Source organism: Clostridium cadaveris (genome assembly GCF_020911725.1).
Classification (GTDB): Bacteria; Bacillota; Clostridia; order Clostridiales; family Clostridiaceae; genus Clostridium_X; species Clostridium_X cadaveris.
Genome location: NZ_CP076620.1, coordinates 1,566,637 through 1,585,112 on the forward strand (window position 1 = coordinate 1,566,637; position 18,476 = coordinate 1,585,112).

The 18,476-nt window shown below is 32.4% G+C and carries 18 protein-coding genes; 17 read left to right on the forward strand and 1 reads right to left on the reverse strand.

Annotated features, from left to right (window positions below; all coding sequences use genetic code 11):
- Positions 1–4 precede the first annotated feature (4 nt).
- Positions 5–958 carry an N-acetylglucosamine kinase gene (locus KQH81_RS07275; RefSeq protein WP_027638043.1) on the forward strand — a complete coding sequence of 318 codons (954 nt, stop codon included), beginning with the start codon at positions 5–7 and terminating at the stop codon, positions 956–958.
- Between the two features lie 232 nt (positions 959–1,190).
- The gene (locus tag KQH81_RS07280) at positions 1,191–1,517 is read left to right on the forward strand and encodes a thioredoxin family protein (protein ID WP_027638044.1); all 327 of its coding nucleotides are present in this window, start codon (positions 1,191–1,193) and stop codon (positions 1,515–1,517) included.
- Positions 1,518–1,594: 77 nt separating this feature from the next.
- Here the strand turns inward: KQH81_RS07280 and KQH81_RS07285 are convergent, their stop codons facing one another.
- A complete protein-coding gene (locus KQH81_RS07285) occupies positions 1,595–2,233 on the reverse strand; it encodes a hypothetical protein (protein ID WP_027638045.1) in 639 nt (212 codons plus the stop codon).
- Positions 2,234–2,338: 105 nt separating this feature from the next.
- Here KQH81_RS07285 and KQH81_RS07290 point away from each other — a divergent pair, with 105 nt between their 5' ends.
- From KQH81_RS07290 to fabZ, 15 genes are all read left to right on the forward strand, one after another.
- The gene (locus KQH81_RS07290; RefSeq protein ID WP_027638046.1) at positions 2,339–3,067 is read left to right on the forward strand and encodes an HAD-IB family hydrolase; all 729 of its coding nucleotides are present in this window, start codon (positions 2,339–2,341) and stop codon (positions 3,065–3,067) included.
- Between the two features lie 174 nt (positions 3,068–3,241).
- Positions 3,242–3,946 carry an ABC transporter ATP-binding protein gene (locus KQH81_RS07295; RefSeq protein WP_027638047.1) on the forward strand — a complete coding sequence of 235 codons (705 nt, stop codon included), beginning with the start codon at positions 3,242–3,244 and terminating at the stop codon, positions 3,944–3,946.
- A gap of 1 nt (position 3,947) precedes the next feature.
- On the forward strand, positions 3,948–7,193 hold the full coding sequence (locus tag KQH81_RS07300; RefSeq protein ID WP_027638048.1) for an ABC transporter permease: 3,246 nt from the start codon (positions 3,948–3,950) through the stop codon (positions 7,191–7,193).
- 135 nt (positions 7,194–7,328) lie between these two features.
- Positions 7,329–8,009, forward strand: coding sequence for a vitamin B12 dependent-methionine synthase activation domain-containing protein (locus tag KQH81_RS07305; protein WP_027638049.1), 681 nt, complete (start codon positions 7,329–7,331; stop codon positions 8,007–8,009).
- Positions 7,999–10,392, forward strand: a complete 2,394-nt coding sequence (locus KQH81_RS07310; RefSeq protein ID WP_027638050.1) for a homocysteine S-methyltransferase family protein — start codon at positions 7,999–8,001, stop codon at positions 10,390–10,392. Before KQH81_RS07305 ends, KQH81_RS07310 begins: the two co-directional genes overlap by 11 nt.
- A 94-nt stretch (positions 10,393–10,486) precedes the next feature.
- A complete protein-coding gene (locus KQH81_RS07315) occupies positions 10,487–11,635 on the forward strand; it encodes a DEAD/DEAH box helicase (RefSeq protein WP_230029153.1) in 1,149 nt (382 codons plus the stop codon).
- A 174-nt stretch (positions 11,636–11,809) separates the two neighbouring features.
- On the forward strand, positions 11,810–12,265 hold the full coding sequence (locus KQH81_RS07320; protein WP_027638226.1) for a MarR family winged helix-turn-helix transcriptional regulator: 456 nt from the start codon (positions 11,810–11,812) through the stop codon (positions 12,263–12,265).
- Between the two features lie 76 nt (positions 12,266–12,341).
- A complete protein-coding gene (locus KQH81_RS07325; protein ID WP_027638225.1) occupies positions 12,342–13,316 on the forward strand; it encodes a beta-ketoacyl-ACP synthase III in 975 nt (324 codons plus the stop codon).
- Positions 13,317–13,336: 20 nt separating this feature from the next.
- Positions 13,337–13,558: an acyl carrier protein gene (locus KQH81_RS07330; protein ID WP_027638224.1), complete on the forward strand. Its 222-nt coding sequence runs from the start codon at positions 13,337–13,339 to the stop codon at positions 13,556–13,558.
- A 56-nt stretch (positions 13,559–13,614) separates the two neighbouring features.
- Positions 13,615–14,556, forward strand: a complete 942-nt coding sequence (gene fabK, locus KQH81_RS07335) for an enoyl-[acyl-carrier-protein] reductase FabK (RefSeq protein WP_027638223.1) — start codon at positions 13,615–13,617, stop codon at positions 14,554–14,556.
- Complete coding sequence (gene fabD, locus KQH81_RS07340; RefSeq protein WP_051196199.1) at positions 14,526–15,506, forward strand: ACP S-malonyltransferase; 981 nt, start codon at positions 14,526–14,528, stop codon at positions 15,504–15,506. The genes fabK and fabD overlap by 31 nt, the downstream gene beginning before the upstream one ends.
- A complete protein-coding gene (fabG, locus tag KQH81_RS07345) occupies positions 15,506–16,243 on the forward strand; it encodes a 3-oxoacyl-[acyl-carrier-protein] reductase (protein WP_027638221.1) in 738 nt (245 codons plus the stop codon). Before fabD ends, fabG begins: the two co-directional genes overlap by 1 nt.
- A 55-nt stretch (positions 16,244–16,298) precedes the next feature.
- The gene (fabF, locus tag KQH81_RS07350; protein WP_230029154.1) at positions 16,299–17,534 is read left to right on the forward strand and encodes a beta-ketoacyl-ACP synthase II; all 1,236 of its coding nucleotides are present in this window, start codon (positions 16,299–16,301) and stop codon (positions 17,532–17,534) included.
- 2 nt (positions 17,535–17,536) lie between these two features.
- Positions 17,537–18,043, forward strand: a complete 507-nt coding sequence (accB, locus tag KQH81_RS07355) for an acetyl-CoA carboxylase biotin carboxyl carrier protein (protein ID WP_027638219.1) — start codon at positions 17,537–17,539, stop codon at positions 18,041–18,043.
- Between the two features lies 1 nt (position 18,044).
- Positions 18,045–18,476 (forward strand): 3-hydroxyacyl-ACP dehydratase FabZ, encoded by a 432-nt coding sequence (gene fabZ, locus KQH81_RS07360; protein ID WP_027638218.1) that lies wholly within the window; start codon positions 18,045–18,047, stop codon positions 18,474–18,476.

The following is an 18,476-nucleotide window of genomic DNA, read 5'->3' on the forward strand; positions in this document are numbered from 1 at the left end:
TGTTATGTATTACTTAGGTGTTGATGGTGGAGGAACAAAAACTAGATATATTTTGATTGATGAAAATTTTAATACAAAAGTAGATATAGAAAGAGGAACCATTCATATACACCAGATTGGCATAGAAGGACTTAAAAGAGAAATTACCACTGCAGTTCATGATATATGTGACAGAGCAAAAATTTCCTTGAGTGAAATAGAAAATATTTTTCTTGCTATTCCTGGATATGGTGAAAGCGAAAATGATAAGAAGATTATAGATGATGCTCTTAAAGAAATACTAAAAGGAGTTAATTATAGAGCAGATAATGACTGCGTTGCTGGATGGGCGGCAGGTACAGGCTGCAAAGAAGGCATAAATATAGTTGCAGGCACAGGAAGTATAGCTTTCGGGAAAAATAGATTTGGAAAGACTGCAAGATGTGGTGGCTGGGGATATTCAATAGGTGATGATGGAGGAGCTTATTGGATTGCTATAAAGCTTTTAAATGAATATACTAAAGAGAAAGATGGAAGAAAACCAAGAACTAAACTTGTAGATATAGTAGATAACGAATATGGAATCGATAAATATTTTGGAATAGTTGATATGGTTTATAATAAATATAATCTTTCTAGAACTGACATAGCATCTGTTGCTAAAACCACATATTTAGGAGCTTTAGAAGGAGTAGAAGAATGCATAAAAATATATGAGGAAGCAGCCGGAGAGTTATTCAGGCATATAAAATCTTTATCTCAGGAATTAGACTTTAAGGATGATTTTATAGTGTCCTATACAGGAAGTGTATTTAAAGCTGGAGATTTTATATTGGAGCCAATGAGAAAGCTTATAGAAAAGGAAAACATTAATTGTATTTTATCACCACCAAAACTTGAACCATGGAATGGAGCAGCGTTAATGGCGTATGTAGAGTCAGGGAAGGAAATTCCGAAACAAGTTACATTTAATAAATGAATATAAATGTTTTAAGTAAGAAAGAATCCTCTATGAATTTGTTATAATATCATAGGGGATTTATTCAAAAGATAAATAATGAATAGAAAATGTTTGAATTACTTTGATTTTACTGTATAATTAAACAAAGCACTATATACACAACATATAATAAAATTAAAAAATATATGTATAATATAAATAAATATTACAAAAAGTATGTAGTGAAAATATGCTTAGGGTGGGTGATGTTATGCAATGTTTGACTTCCATGGAGGAACTAGACAAAGAGGTCCTAGAAAACCCCATGTTACTGGTATACAGTAGTGGAGGAATGTGCAGCGTATGTACTGTGCTGAAAGGCAAGGTTAAGATTATGATGCATAAATATCCTAAGATGAAAGCAGTTGAGATTGATGGAGATGAACATCCAGAAATCACTTCTCAACTAAGTATATTCACTTTGCCAGCAATAGCTATATACATAAATGGCAAAGAGGTGTTAAGAGAAGCTAGAAATATTAGCTTAGAACTCTTAGATGAAAAGATATCAAGGCTATATGACTTGCTATATAATTAATATTATGATTCCATTTCAGATGCTGGATTTATGTAGCACCTTGATTAAAAAAGTAGTCTGCACTTTTAAAGTACAGACTACTTTTTTAAGGATAAAATTCCTTTAAAATCAATTTCAAGAGCTTTATTCACTGTTTTAACTTTTGTTACTTGTAGTTGATTTAAAGCAGGAAAAGATAAGATTATATCACCGCTGTCTTTATTAAATTGAAAAAATAAATTATCTTCTAGATTTTCAAATAAAACTTCTTTAGGAATGTTAAAAAATCCTATTTTCCCTTCTTCATAATGAAAAATACCTTTTTCACCTTTATTGTAAGCAGTAAATGAGAGTTTTCCTCCTATAGGAAGATTATGATACTTTCCATTAAGATATATTGTTATATGGTCATCTGATATTTTAACTGAAATACCATTTAGATATTCTTTAGCTTCAGGAAGCTCATTAATAGTGGTTATAAAAATATCTGTAAGTTCTTCTTCCGTAAATTTTGTTCGAGACTCTACAGATATTTCACTAAGCGAAAATTTAAAGTCCTTTGGAATAAACTTTAAAGCTATATCTGAAGTTGATAAGTTGATTTTAGAATTTATGGATTTTGTTTCAGTTTTAGGATAAAAATAATTATAGTAACAAAACATTAATATAGATGATAATATTACAATAACGGAAAGTAATATTATAAAAAATTTTTTGATTTTATTATTATTTTTCATATATTTGTCTCCTTTATATAAATTATGATATAGTAAGTATAAATTTTCAAGTATGTACTAAAGAAACATAATATTTTTTTAAAGTAGAAATGGAGGAAATTGATTATGAAAAAAATAGCTGCATTTTTTGATATTGATGGAACTATATATAGGGAGGGACTTATAACTGAGGTTTTCAAAAAAATAATAAAATATGAATTAGTTGATGAAAATAAATGGTACAGAGACGTTCGTCCGTCTTTTATAAAATGGGACAAAAGACAAGGAGATTATGACGACTATCTTTTGAAAATGGTTGATATATACAAAGAAGCTATAAGCGGAATAAATAAATATCATATAGACTATATTGCAAAGAAGGTAATAGAACAAAAAGGAGATAGGGTTTATACATTTACAAGAGAAAGAATAAAGTGGCATAAAGAGCAGGGACATGTGGTTATAGCCATATCAGGATCACCTATAGAACTTGTAAGAGAAATGAGCAAAAAGTACAATATGGATGATTTTAGAGGAACTATATATGGACTTAATGAAGACAACACCTATAATTCAAATATAATACCTATGTGGGATTCTGAAAGCAAACAAAAAGCTATTATTGAGATGTCACAAAAGTATAATGTAGACTTAGAAAATAGTTATGCTTATGGAGATACATCAGGAGATTTTACTATGTTCCAAAATGTTGGAATACCTTATGCTATAAATCCAACAAGAGAACTTCTTACTAGAATAATGGAAGATGATGATATAAAGAAAAAAATAAATGTTATAGTTGAGAGAAAAGATGTTACCTATAAAATGAATATAAACTGTTTGGATTTATTGTAGTAATATAACTGTCTATAAGTAGAGATTAAAAATCTATTTTTAGACAGTTATTTCTATATGTATTAATTTTTTCTGAACATAACTATTAATTTTATATGGATGATATAATCATATTATGTATAATAAAACTAAGAAAAGTTAGCATTAAAAGAGATATATGGAGGATTGAATTGTATGAGCAAGTATATAGAATTTTCCGATGTGGAAAAAATTTATAAGATGGGAGAAGTTGAAATTAAAGCTTTAAACGGGGTTGACTTTTCTATAGACAAAGGAGAATTTGTAATAGTTGCAGGAGCCAGCGGCGCAGGGAAAAGTACAATTTTAAATATTTTGGGGGGAATGGATAGTGTCAGTTCTGGAAAAGTGTTTGTAGACGGAAATGAAGTGAGTAAATTTAATTCGGTAGAACTTACTACTTATAGAAGATATGATATAGGTTTTGTATTTCAATTTTATAATTTAGTTCAAAACCTTACAGCTGTAGAAAATGTAGAATTGGCAACGGAAATTTGCAAAAATCCTTTAGATGCTGAGGAGATGCTGGAGGCAGTAGGGCTTGAACACAGAAAAGGGAATTTTCCAGCACAGCTTTCAGGTGGAGAACAGCAGAGAGTTGCTATAGCCCGAGCTTTAGCAAAAAATCCAAAGCTTTTACTTTGCGATGAACCGACAGGAGCGTTAGATTACAATACAGGAAAGTCTATACTTAAGCTTCTTCAAGATATGAATAAGGAAATGGGTATGACTGTAGTAGTTATAACTCACAACCTTGCTTTGACACCTATGGGTGATAAAGTCATAAGGGTAAAAAACGGAAAAGTTCATAGCATAACCATAAATGAAAATCCAACACCAGTGGAAAGGATTGAGTGGTAGAATGAAAAGTCCATTATTTAAGAGCACTCTGAGAGAAATAAAGGGGTCTTTGGGAAGATTCTTATCTATATTTTTTATAGTAACTTTAGGAGTGTCATTTTTTGCAGGAATAAATGCTTCTGCGCCAGACATGAAAGCAACAGCAGATAGGTATTTTGATAAATATAATTTTATGGATCTTCAAATAATGTCTACATTAGGACTAGATAAAGATGATATAAAGTCTATAGAAGATTTGGATGAAGTAAAAGCAGTAATGCCAGGCTATTCTCTTGATGCTATTGCGGTAAGAAGTAGCAGCCAATCTGTCCTTAGAGTTCACAGTATTCCTATTAGCAAGTCTTTAGAGGATGACAGCTACATAAATAGACCTAGACTTATGAAGGGAAGACTTCCAGAAAAGTCAGGAGAATGTGTAGTTGAAGAAGATGCTTTTGGTAAAGAATTTATAAAGCTTGGAGATATTATAAAATTGTCTCTTGGTAATAGTGGTGATATAAAAGAAAGTTTGAACACTGATGAATACAAAGTTGTAGGAGTAGTGAACAGCCCATATTATGTAACTTATGAAAAAGGAAACAGCAAGATTGGAAGTGGAAAGGTATCTCAGTATATAATGATACCAGAAGAAGATTTTAAGCTTCCTGTATACACTGAGGCCAATGTGATTTTAAAAGGAGCTAAGGAGCTCTTTACTTATGGAGATGAATACGAAAAGCTCAGAGATGATGTTACAAAGAAGATTGAGTCCATAGGTGAAAAAAGAGCAGAGCTTAGATATGATGAAATTATAAAAGAAGCAACCAAAACCTTAGATGAAAAGAAAAAAGAATATGAAGAAGGAAAATTAAAAGCAGAATCAGAACTCAAGAATGCTTTAGATAAGATTGAAGAAGGAAATAAGAACCTAGATAAAGGTGAAAAAGAGCTAAACTTAAAGGAGCGGCAAGTAAACGAAAGTTTAGAATTAGGAAAAGAAAAAATTAAAGATGCAGAAGTGGATTTAAAAATAGGAAAAGCACAATATGAAGCTCAGCTTCAAACTTTTAATGAAAAGAAAGCAGAGGCAGAAACTCAGCTTGAAGATGCAAAAAAAGCCATTTCTCAAGGTGAGGCCTTAATAGAAAAACAAGAAAGAGAGCTTTTAGATTTAAAAGAAAAGCTTGAAGATCCTTCAATTCCTGAGATAGAAAAAGAAAGGATAAAGATTCAAATTGAGACTATAGAGAGTGCATTATCTTATGCAAAACCAGCTTTAGAAAAGGCAAAAATAGAGCTGGCATCTAAAGAAGCGGAGCTAAAAGAAGGAGAAGCTAAGCTTAATGCAGCAAAAGCATCATTAGATGCAGCAGAAAAACAGCTAAATGCAGAAAAAGCTAATCTTTTAGAAGGTGAATCTAAAAGCAAAGCTGAATTTAAAAAGGCTAGAGGAGATATTGAAAATGGTAGAATAGAATTAGCCAAAGGAAAAGAAGAATATGAAAAGAATAAAGTTTCTGTTGAAGCTACACTAAAGGATGGCAAAGATAGGATTTTAGATGCCGAAGATAAAATAAAAGGCATAGAAGAACCAAGCTGGTATGTGCTTAATAGAGATATGAATTATGGATATGTGTCTTATGAAGATGCAGCTAACAGAGTAAAGGCTATAGCTCAAGTGTTTCCAGTATTCTTTTTCTTAGTAGCAGCCCTAGTATGTCTTACAACAATGACAAGAATGGTAGATGAGCAAAGAGTTGACATAGGTACATTAAAGGCTTTAGGCTATGAAAAAAGAGATATTGCATCAAAGTATATATTATATGCAGCTCTTGCAAGTATAGGAGGAAGTATACTTGGTCTTGCTATAGGATTTATATTGTTCCCAACAGTAATTTTTGATGCTTATGGAATAATGTTTACCGTATCAGATTTGATACTTCAATTTAATATGTTTTATGCTATAATTGCTACTTTAGCAGCAGTTTTAACAACTACTTTAGCAGCTCTAGGTGCATGCTACAAAGAATTAAAAGAAACACCTGCTCTTCTTATGATACCTAAAGCACCCAAGGTTGGTAAGAAGATACTTTTAGAAAGATGCAATTTCATTTGGAAGAGACTAAAATTTACTGAAAAAGTTACAGCAAGAAATATATTTAGATATAAGAAGAGATTCCTTATGACCGTATTAGGTATATCAGGCTGTACAGCTCTTATATTGGCTGGATTTGGTATAAAGGATTCTATACGAGCTATAATTGATATAGAGTATGGAAAAATAATAACTTATGATATGTCAGTTTCTCTAGATTCTAATATTAAAACAGAGGATGAAAATGCTTTAAGAGAGTATTTAAATGATGATGACAGAATAAAAGATAGTATGATGTATAAAACAAAAAATACAGACATAAGCTTTCACGATAAAAGCAAAGAAGCTTCACTAGTAATTCCTGAAGATGTAGAAAAGTTTAAGGAGTTTCATATTTTAAGAGTTCGTACATCACAGAAAGAAGTATCTCTAGATGAAGGCGGCATAGTTCTTGCAGAAAAGCTTGCTAAAGAGCTTGGTGTTAAGAAGGGAGATACTATAAATATAAACGATGAGAACAATAAAAGAATTTCCGTTCCTGTCACGGGTATAGTAGAAAACTATGTATCTCATTATGCATTTATGAGTAGGTCAACTTATGAAAGCCTATATGAAAGAGATTTTAAAGGCAATCAAATAGTTGCAAAGATAAAAGATACAACAAAATCTGTTGAAGATAGTATATCAAAAGAACTTCTTGAGAAAAAAGATGTTGCTGGAGTTTACTTTAACTCAGGAGTAAAAGAAACGTACAGTGATACAATAAAGAGTCTTAACTACGTGGTAATAGTTATGATACTGGCAGCAGGAGCTTTGGCATTTGTAGTTCTATACAATTTAACTAATGTAAATATAAGTGAAAGACTTAGGGAAATAGCCACTATAAAAGTTCTAGGTTTTTATGATAAGGAAGTTTCAGCTTATGTATACAAAGAAAATGTACTATTAACTATAATAGGAATATTAGTAGGTTTAATCCTTGGAGTGTTCCTTCATAGATTTATAATGGTAACTGCTGAGCCAAATGAGATAATGTTTGGGCGTACTATAGGTGTGTTTAGTTACATTTATGCTTTTGGAATAACTATGCTTTTCTCAGCACTAGTAAATTGGGCTATGTACTACAAACTTAAGGCTGTAAAAATGGTTGAATCACTTAAATCTGTAGATTAATAATAAAATAAAAATTATATTATCCCATAAGCTATAAGATGTAAAAATCATATAGCTTATGGGATATTTTTATGTATAATAAAAGAATAAGGTTATTCTAAAAGAAGTGATTATTGAAAGGCATAATTAGAATATATGGATATAAAGATTTCAAAAAAGGAAGTATTAAGATATTTAGGATATAGAAATCAAATTCTTTCTCATGATATGGAAAATTTAATAGATATAACTATTGATGAAGCTTATAAACTTGTAAAACCCAGATATGTCTATAGGTATTTTGAGATTTTATCAAAAGATATCAATTATTTAGAGCTTAAAGATACAAATGTATATATGAAGGGAAAAGATATAAGTGTCCATTTAAATGGCAGCAAGGAATGTTATCTTATGGCAGTTACATTGGGAGTTGAAATAGATAAAAAAATAAGATATTATGAACATTCTAGTCTTACTAAAGCTATGATTTTAGATGCCTGTGCTACTACTGCAGTGGAAAGTGCCTGTGATATTGTTTGCAGCATTATAAAAAATGATTTGAAAAAAGTCGGACTTACCATTACTAGAAGATACAGTCCTGGCTATGGTGATTTTGACATTAATATTCAGAGAGAAATTTTGAATCTTGTTGATGCTGAAAAATTAATAGGGCTTACAATCACTAGGAATAATATATTGATTCCTAGAAAATCTGTAACAGCTGTAGTTGGAGTAATAGATGAAAAGTTAGATTACAAAACTTTTGAAAAGTGTAAATCATGTCCTAACTACTCTAAGTGCGCTTATAGAAAGGAAAGTGATAGATGTGGATCTTAGAAGCTTTTTAAAGGATAATATTTTAATATTTGATGGAGCTATGGGAACCATGCTTCAAAATAGAGGCCTAAAGCTTGGGGAACTGCCAGAGGTTTTAAATATAGAGAATCCAGATCTCATAATAGACATACATAGAGCTTATATAAATGCTGGATGTAATATAATAACTACAAACACTTTTGGTGCTAACAGTTTAAAAATGAATGGCAGCGGATATGACACTAAATTGATTGCAGAGAGAGCTATCAAGAATGCTGAGGCAGCAAGAGAAGATAAGTTTTGTTATATAGCTTATGACATGGGGCCTTTAGGAGAACTAATAGAACCTATGGGAACTCTTAGGTTCGATGAAGCCTATAATATTTTCAAGGATCAAGTAGAAGTGGCAGCTAGAAGTGGAGTTGATTGCATTCTTATTGAAACTATGACCGATTTATATGAGGCAAAGGCAGCTATCCTTGCAGCAAAGGAAAACAGTAGTCTTCCTATATTTTGCACTATGAGTTTTGAAAAGGATGGACGTACATTTACAGGCTGTAGTCCTATTACAATGACCACGGTATTTCAAGGATTAGGAGTAGATGCTCTTGGAATAAACTGCTCTTTAGGACCAAAAGATATTTACCCTTTAATAAAAGAAGTGTTAAGATATTCTAAAGTTCCTGTTATGGTGCAGCCTAATTTAGGACTTCCAAAGTTTATAGAGGGAAATACCGAATTTGATGTCCCTATAACTGACTTCGTGGAATACGGTAAAAAGTTTATAGATGAAGGAGTCAGAATAATTGGAGGATGCTGTGGTACTACAGACATTCATATTAAAGCACTAAAAGAGTCGCTAGAGGGCATAATCTTTAGAGCCGTGAAACCTAGTATAAATAAAAGTATAGTATGCAGTGCTACTAAGAGTGTAGAGGTAAATGGAGTTAAAATCATAGGAGAAAGGATTAATCCTACTGGAAAGAAATTTTTAAAGGAATCTCTGCTTCAAGGTAAGCTGGATCATGTGCTTAAAGAAGCTATAAATCAGGTGGAAGCTGGAGCAGATATATTAGATGTAAATGTAGGCCTTCCGGGAATAGATGAAGCTTTTATTATGGAAAAGGCAGTTCGTGAGATTCAAAGTATAATAGACACTCCTCTTCAAATAGATTCAAATAAACCTAAAGTTATAGAAAGGGCTCTTAGAGCCTATAATGGAAAAGCTATAGTGAACTCTGTAAATGGTGATGAAGACTCTATGAAGGCTATTTTACCTTTAGTAAAGAAATATGGAGCAGCAGTTATAGGGCTTACCTTAGATCACAATGGGCTTCCAAAGACAGTTGAAGAAAGAATTAAAATTGCAGAGAGAATTTTAGAAAGAGCTCTTGAATATGGGATAGCAAAAGAAGATGTATATATAGATTGTCTTACTCTTACTGCAGCAGCTCAGCAGAAAGATGTAATGTATACTGTAAAAGCATTGGGTATTATAAGAGAAAAACTAAAGGTCAACACTGTGCTTGGAGTTTCTAACGTTTCTTTTGGACTTCCCAATAGACCTCTCTTAAACAAAACTTTTTTAAGCGGATGTCTTATGAATGGGCTTACTCTTCCTATAATTAATCCGTTAGATGAAGAAATTATGGATACAATAAAGGCATACAAGGTATTAGCTATGGAAGACGTAGAATCAAAAGATTACGTGGCTCATTACTCAAATATACCTAAAAGGAATTCTATAGAAAAATTAGAGGATTCAAGAAAACATAAAGATGAAAATTTATTTAAAATAATAATAAATGGTCTTAGATTAGAAGCAAAGAGCGCTTCCTTAGAGCTTTTGAAAACTAAATCTCCTTTAACTATAGTAGAGGAGGATATAATACCGGCTCTTGACTATGTAGGATGCAAATATGAAAAAGGAGAAATTTTTCTTCCTCAACTTATACAATGTGCAGAGACAGTTAAGGAAGCATTTGATATAATAAAAGAGAAGCTTTCAAGAGAAGGCAGTGAAACTATATGTAATGGCACTATAGTTTTGGCTACAGTAAAGGGAGATATTCATGATATAGGTAAAAATATAGTGAAGACTCTTCTTGAAAATTACGGGTTTAAAGTTATAGACTTAGGGAAGAATGTACCTTATGAAGAGGTAGCTGAAGCAGTCCGTAATAGTAAAGCGCCATTAGTTGGACTTAGTGCTCTTATGACAACTACAGTTAAGAGTATGGAAGAGACTATAAAACTTCTTAGAAAAACAGTACCTCAGTGCAAAATTATGGTTGGGGGAGCTGTACTCACAGAGGATTATGCCATGGCCATAGGGGCAGATTTTTATGCTAAAGATGCAAAAGAAAGTGTAAGAATTGCTCAAACTTTATTTAATAAGATATAAAAAATCATTCTTTGATAGGATTTTAAAGCTTTAAATATCAGGAAAGATTAAAATATAAGAATAATAATCAAAAATATATAGAAGGAATTGAGATATGGATAAAAATTTTAAAGAACTAGGAATAAAGGAAAATATTTGTAAAGCATTAGATATTAGGGGTATAGTTAAACCTACAGAGGTTCAAGAAAAAACTATTGTACCTGCTTTAGAAGGGAAAAATATAATAGCACAATCTCAAACAGGAACAGGAAAAACTCTTGCGTATGTGCTTCCTATGATGGAAAAAATAAATTATGATAACAAGGAGCTTCAGGGACTTGTTCTTGCTCCTACTCATGAGCTTACTATGCAGATTCACAACACTATATTGGACTTAAAAAAAGATGCTAATATAAGTTGTAATGCAGCTTCTCTTGTGGGAAGTGGAAATATAACAAGACAGATTGAAAAGCTAAAGAGCAAACCACAGATAGCTACAGGATCATCTGGAAGAGTTGTAGACCTTATAAAGAGAAAAAAGCTTAAAGTCCACAATGTGAAATTTCTTGTTATAGACGAATTTGATAAGCTTTTAGATAAAGACAATATAAATGATATAAAGTTTATAATAAAATCTTTAGACAATAAAGTTCAAATCATAATGGTTTCAGCCACAACTGATGAAAAGACACTTGATATGGCGAAGAGTCTTATGAGTGAAGCTGAAATTATAAAAGTAAGCAGCAGTGACTTAACCATAAATTCAAATATAACTCATGAATTTTTCTTGTGTGACCCTAGAAAAAAGGTTGAGTTTTTAAGAAAAGTTGTTCATTGGGAAAGAGCTAAGAAAACTCTTGTGTTTGTAAATAATAATTATGATGTTGAGCTTACATTAGATAAACTTAAATATCATAACATAAATTGCGACTCTATATGTGGAAACATATCCAAAGAAGATAGAAAAAATGCCATAGAAGGATTTAGAAGAGGGAAGGTAAATCTGCTTATAGCTTCAGACGTAGGAGCTAGAGGACTTGATATAAAAGGCATAACTCATGTAGTTAACTTAGATATGCCAAAATCAGAAAAAGATTATGTCCATAGAGCAGGGAGAGTTGCTAGAGGAGAAAATACAGGTAAATGCATATCCTTAGTAGTTCCAAAAGAACTATCGTTAATAGAAAAATATGAAAAAATCTTTAATGTAAAGATAACTGAAAAGGTTCTTTATAAAGGTCAGATACTTGATTATGAAGATTAGGATGGTGGGGTTCACCATCCTTTTATTTTTTAAAAGAACGTGAATATATAAAAAAATATATTGACAGATAAAGGTGACTATAATATACTTTGATTATCAAAATAAATACTTTGACACTCAAATTATTTGATGCTACAATTAAATTACTTAATAAGAAAGTAGGAGTGAAAAAGTATGAGTAAATCTATAGAAATTTTAAATTATTTATTAGTTGATTTATTCAATGATATTTTGCAAATTGAACAAAATGCCTTGAAAAATGGTCCTTTAAATGATCTTTCTGTGACAGAAATACATACAATTGAAGCTATAGGAATGTATGAGCCAAGATCTATGTCAGAGGTTGCACAAGATTTAAATATAACTGTTGGAACACTGACAACTGCTATAAATAAGCTTATAAAGAAAGAGTATGTTGAGAGAAAGAGAATAGAAGAGGATAGGAGAGTTGTTTTAATACAACTTACAAAGAAAGGAAAGCTTGCCTATAGAATTCATGAGAAATTTCATAAAGATATGATTGTAGAAACTATAGACGGCTTAAGTGAAGATGAAGAAGAGGTGCTCATAATGTCTTTAGAAAAGCTTAATAAATTTTTTAAAGATAAATATGGACTGATAAAGAAATAGTAAATTTCTTTAAAGATATCACATATTTCTATGGCATCTACATAAGAGAGGCTGATATTTAGGAAGGAATAATATTATGAAAAAGGTGATAATAAGCGGCACTGGGAGATCTATTCCGAGACTTTGCATAACCAATGAGGAAATTTCAAAATATGTTGATACTAATGATGAGTGGATTGTATCTAGAACAGGAATAAGTGAGAGAAGGATATGCCAAGAAGAAGAGGCTATAGATTTAGCTGTAGAATCAGCTAGAAAAGCATTAAAAAGCAGTAGTATAAATGCAGATGATATTGATATGATAATAGTCGCTACAATGACTGCTGATATGGCAACTCCATCTATGGCATGTATGGTTCAAAAAGAAATAGGTGCTTCAAAGGCAACAGCTTTTGACATCAATGCTGCGTGCACAGGATTTATATTCGCATTATCAGTAGGAGAAAGCTTTATAAGCTCAGGAAAAGCTTCGAATGCTTTGGTGGTAGGAGTTGATACCTTATCAAAGTATATAAATTGGCAGGATAGAACCACTTCTGTATTATTTGGAGATGGAGCAGGCGCAGCTGTTTTGACTACAGGAAATCAAGGCGGAATTAGGTCTTTTTATACAAAGTCCTATGGTGATTTAGGATGCAACATAGAGGTTGGAGGAGCTCCTATAAGAGAGATATTTACTGGAAAACTTCTTAGAGAAAAGCATCCCTATATATCGATGAATGGAAAAGAAGTATTCAAATTTGCGTCTTTTGCAATGATAGACGCCATAGAAAATGTACTTGATAAAGGGCAGCTGTCTATAGATGATATAGATTTAATAATACCACATCAAGCAAATAAAAGGATAATAGAGTATGCAAGCAAAAGGATGAAGCAGCCTATAGAAAAATTTTATATGAATATGGATAGGTTTGGAAATACATCTAGTGCTAGTGTTGCTATAGCCTTGGATGAGGCTATGGAGAAAAATATTATAAAAAAAGGACAAAAAGTTATATTGACAGGATTTGGCGGTGGACTTACTGCTGGAGCTGTATTAGTAGAATTTTAAAATATGAGGAGGAAATATAAATGGTATTTGAAAAGGTTAAGGAAATAGTTGTGGAACAATTAGGTTTAGAAGGAAATGAAATAACAGAGGAAACATCTTTTGATAGTTTAGGAGTAGATTCTTTAGATTTATTCCAAATAATAATTGAAATAGAAGAGGCATTTAATATTCAAATTGAAAATGCAGAAGAAATGAAGACTGTTAAAGATGCAGTTAAGTATATTGAAAGTAAAATAGCATAATAAATTTTTAAGTCAGATATTGAAAAAATATCTGACTTATTAAATAGGAGGCTTTTATGAAAAATTTTAAGTTGTGTGAAATACTTGGCATAGAATATCCAATAATCCAAGGTGGAATGGCTTGGGTTGCAAATAGCAGCCTTGCAGCAGCAGTAAGTAATGGTGGAGGTCTTGGAATCATAGCAGGAGCTAATGCACCTATAGACTATTTAAGGGATGAGATAAGAAAGACTAAGAGGCTTACAGGCAAACCTTTTGGAGTTAATATAATGCTTTTAAGTGATAATGCAGAAGAGTTAGCACATATGGTATGTGAAGAAGGAGTAAAGGTAGTTACAACGGGAGCAGGAAACCCGGGGAAGTATATAGAAATGTGGAAGGCTAATGGCATAAAGGTTATTCCGGTAGTAGCTTCTGTAGCTCTTGCTAGAAGAATGGAAAGGGCTGGAGCAGATGCAGTTATAGCAGAAGGTTGTGAAGCTGGAGGACATATAGGAGAGCTTACGACTATGGCTCTTGTGCCTCAAGTTGTAGATGCATTAAATATTCCTGTCATTGCCGCAGGTGGAATAGGCGATGGAAGAGGAGTGGCAGCAGCTTTAGCTTTAGGTGCAGAAGGAGTTCAGGTTGGAACTAGATTCTTAGTTGCAGAGGAATGCACAATACATCAAAATTATAAGGATAGAGTTATTAAGGCCAATGATATAGATACAGTAGTTACTGGAAGAGTAACGGGTCATCCAATAAGGGTAATAAAAAATAAACTTTCAAGAGCCTTCATTAGTTTAGAAAAACAAGGAGGTTTAAAAGAAGAATTTGAAAAGCTTGGAAGTGGAGCTTTGGCAAAGGCTGTAATAGAAGGAGAAGCTGATTATGGTTCTCTTATGGCAGGTCAAATTGCTGGTCTTATAAAAAAAGAACAACCAGCAAAAGAGATAATAGAAGAAATGTTTGAAGAAGCAGAAAAATGTATAAAATCTATTCAAGAAAGGATTTAGTTATGGGAAAGATAGCATTTGTATTTCCAGGTCAAGGTGCTCAAATCCCGTTTATGGGAAAAGATTTTTATGAGAATTATGATGTATGCAGAAAGATTTTCCATGAAGCTGAGAAAGGATTAGGTATAGATCTTAAAAATCTAATATTTAGCGAAGATATAAGATTAAATGATACCAGATATACTCAACCTGCTATGGTTTTAGTTTCTATAATGATGATTGAAGCTATAAAAAGCCATGGGATAGTTCCAGATATTACTTGCGGGCTTAGTTTAGGTGAGTATTCAGCTTTAAATGCCAGTGGATATTTAGACTTTATGGATATTATGAAACTTATAAAACTTAGAGGGGATCTTATGAGCAGTTGTGGTGAAAAATATAAAGGTTATATGGCTGCACTTATAGGACTTAAAGATGAGAAATTACAAGAGCTTATAGAAGAAGGAAAAAAACATGGAATTATATCTGTAGCAAATTATAATTGTCCAGGGCAAATAGTTGTTACTGGAGAAGAGGAAGCTGTTCAGTGGGCAGTGGATAATATAAGGACTTATAAAGGAATAAAGGGAATAAAGCTTAATGTAAGTGGAGCCTTTCATAGTATACTTATGGAAGATGCATCAACAGGACTTAATAAAGAATTTCATAATCTTTCAATGAAGGATAGCCTTATTCCAATGGCGCTTAATTTTGATGGCACCATATCAAATGATAAGGAATATATAAGAAATGCTCTTGTAGAAGGAATAAAATCTCCTGTGCATTTTCAGCAGTGTGTAGAAGCTATGAAAAAGTTTGGAGTAACTACATTTATAGAGATAGGACCAGGAAAGACTTTAACGAGTTTTATAAAGAAGATAGATAGAGGTTTAAATACTTTTAACATAGATAGTGTAAAAGCTTTGGAAGAATTGATTGAAAATTTAAAAGATACGAAGGAGGAACTGTAGTGAAAGATAAATGTGCTGTTGTAACTGGAGGAAATAGAGGAATAGGAAGAGCCATTGCAATTAAACTTGCTAAAGAAGGTGCGAGGTTAATAATAAATTATAGAAGTGACGAAGAAGGAGCCTTGGAAACTTTAAGAATGATTGAAGAACTTGGCGGGAAAGCACATATATTTAAAGCTGATGTAAGTAAATTTAATGAAGCTTTGGAGCTTATAAATTATTCAAAAGAAAAATTCAATGGTGTAGATATACTTGTAAATAATGCGGGCATAACTAAGGATGGACTGATTCTTAGAATGAAAGAGGAGGACTTTGACAAAGTTATTGAAGTTAATTTAAAAGGAACTTTCAACTGTATAAAGCACGCTGTGCCTGTAATGCTAAAAAAGAAGGAAGGTATTATATTAAACATCTCTTCTGTATCAGGAGTTATGGGGAATGTTGGACAGTGTAATTACTCTGCTTCTAAAGCTGGAATAATAGGGCTTACGAAATCTTTAGCTAAAGAACTTGGAGGCAAAAATATAAGAATAAATGCTATAGCTCCAGGTTTTATAAATACAGATATGACAAAAGTTTTATCAGATGAAGTTAAAGAAAGCATAAGAAAAGCTACTGCTTTAAAGAAGTTTGGTGAGCCAGAAGATATCGCAGAAACAGCAGCCTTTTTATGTTCAAAAAGAAGTGGATATATAACAGGTCAAGTTATATCAGTAGATGGTGGAATGGCTATTTAAAATAATTTTATAAAGTAATTTTGATTAACAACACGTTATGTTATGGAGGATAGTTATGAGAAGAGTAGTTGTAACTTCAATGGGAGCAATAACACCTATTGGAAATAATGTAGAAGAATTTTGGGATGGATTAAAAAGTGGAGTAAATGGAATAGATTTATTAAAATCATTTGATACAGAAGGTTTCAGTGTGAAGATGGCAGCAGAAGTTAAAGATTTTTTGCCAGAAAATTATATGGATAAAAGAGAAGCAAAAAGAATGGATAGATTTTGTCAGCTTGCTTTAGCAGCAAGTAATGAGACCATGAATAAATCTGGTATAAATTTAGATGAAATAGATAAAGAGCGATTTGGAGTTATTATAGGATCAGGAATAGGAGGACTTCATACTTTTGAGAAGGAGTATAACAACTTAAAGGATAAAGGACCAAGAAGGGTGTCTCCACTTCTGATACCTATGATGATTGGAAATATGGCAGCAGGAAATGTAGCTATAAAATATGGAGCAAAAGCATCATGTATATCTATATCAACAGCTTGTGCTACTGGAACTCATGCAATAGGAGAAGCTTTTAGAAGTATAAAGTATGGTCATATGGATTTGGCTTTAGCTGGAGGAACGGAAGGTTCTATCACTCCTTTAGCAGTGGCAGGATTTCAGGCTCTTACAGCACTTAGTACATCAGAAGATAAAAACAAAGCATCCATACCTTTTCATAAAGACAGAGGAGGATTTGTCATGGGAGAAGGTGCAGGAATTCTTCTTTTAGAGGAACTTGAACATGCAAGACAAAGAGGAGCAAAGATTTATGGCGAAGTAATAGGATATGGAACAACTTGTGATGCATACCATATGACTTCACCAGCACCAGATGGAGAAGGTGCAAGGAGAGCTATGGCACTAGCTATAAAAGAAGGAGAAGTCTCATTGTATGATGTTTCATACATCAATGCCCATGGAACTGGAACTTTATATAATGATAAGTTTGAAACTGAAGCAATAAAAGGCTTATTTAAAGAAAGAGCTTATGAAATTCCAGTGAGCTCTACAAAATCTATGACAGGACATCTTTTAGGGGCAGCGGGTGCCGTAGAAGCTATAGCATGCATCAAGGCTATGGAAGAAAGCTTTATACCGCCTACAATAAATTTGACAGAGACTAGTGAAGACTGTGACCTTGATTATGTGCCAAATGTAGGAAGAAATAAAGAAGTTAGATATGCTATGTCCAATTCCTTAGGATTTGGTGGACATAACGGAACCCTTTTATTTAAGAAATGGGAGGAATAGTTATGGATATAATGGATTTAAAAGAACTTATAGAAGTGTTAGATAAATCTTCAGTATCATTTTTAGAATTTAAGACAGATGAATACTATGTGAAGCTTGATAAATCCTTGTGCAGAGAAAAAGAAGATAATTTTAAGAATGATATTTTATCTTCAGAAACTGAAAGTAGCATAAAACCTATAAATCAAAAGGCTGGTAGTAATAATGAAAAGCAGGAAAATATAGAAGTTTCACAATCTAAATCAGAAACAGTAAATGAAGAAGGCACTTTTATAATAAAGTCTCCTATGGTAGGAAGCTTTTACAAAGCTCCATCTCCTGAGGATGAGCCCTATGCTGTATTAGGAAGTAAAGTAAAAAAAGGAGATGTAGTCTGTATAATAGAGGCTATGAAGCTTATGAACGAGATAGAATGTGAAGAGGATGGAGAGGTAATAGAGATTCTCTGCAAAGATGGTGATTTAGTTGAATACGGTCAGCCATTATTTAAGATAAGGAAGGTGAAATAGAATGGATATAAATGAAATAAAATCAATAATACCACATAGATATCCTTTTTTATTAGTTGATAGAGTTTATGAGATGGAACCTGGAAAGAGTATAACTGCTATGAAAAATCTTAGTTATAATGAAGGGTTCTTTCAAGGACATTTTCCAAATGAGCCTGTTATGCCTGGAGTTTTAATAGTTGAGGCTTTAGCTCAAGCAGGAGCTATATCAATTCTTAGCATTGAAGAGAATAAGGGAAAGACAGCTTACTTTGCAGGTATAGAAAAAGTTAGGTTTAGAAGAAAGGTTGTTCCAGGAGACACTCTTATACTAAAAGTTGAAATTACAAAAATGAGAGGATCCATTGGAATAGGAGAAGGAAAGGCATTTGTAGGTGATGAACTTGCTTGTGAAGGTCAATTAATTTTTGCCATAAATAAAGATGGGAGATAG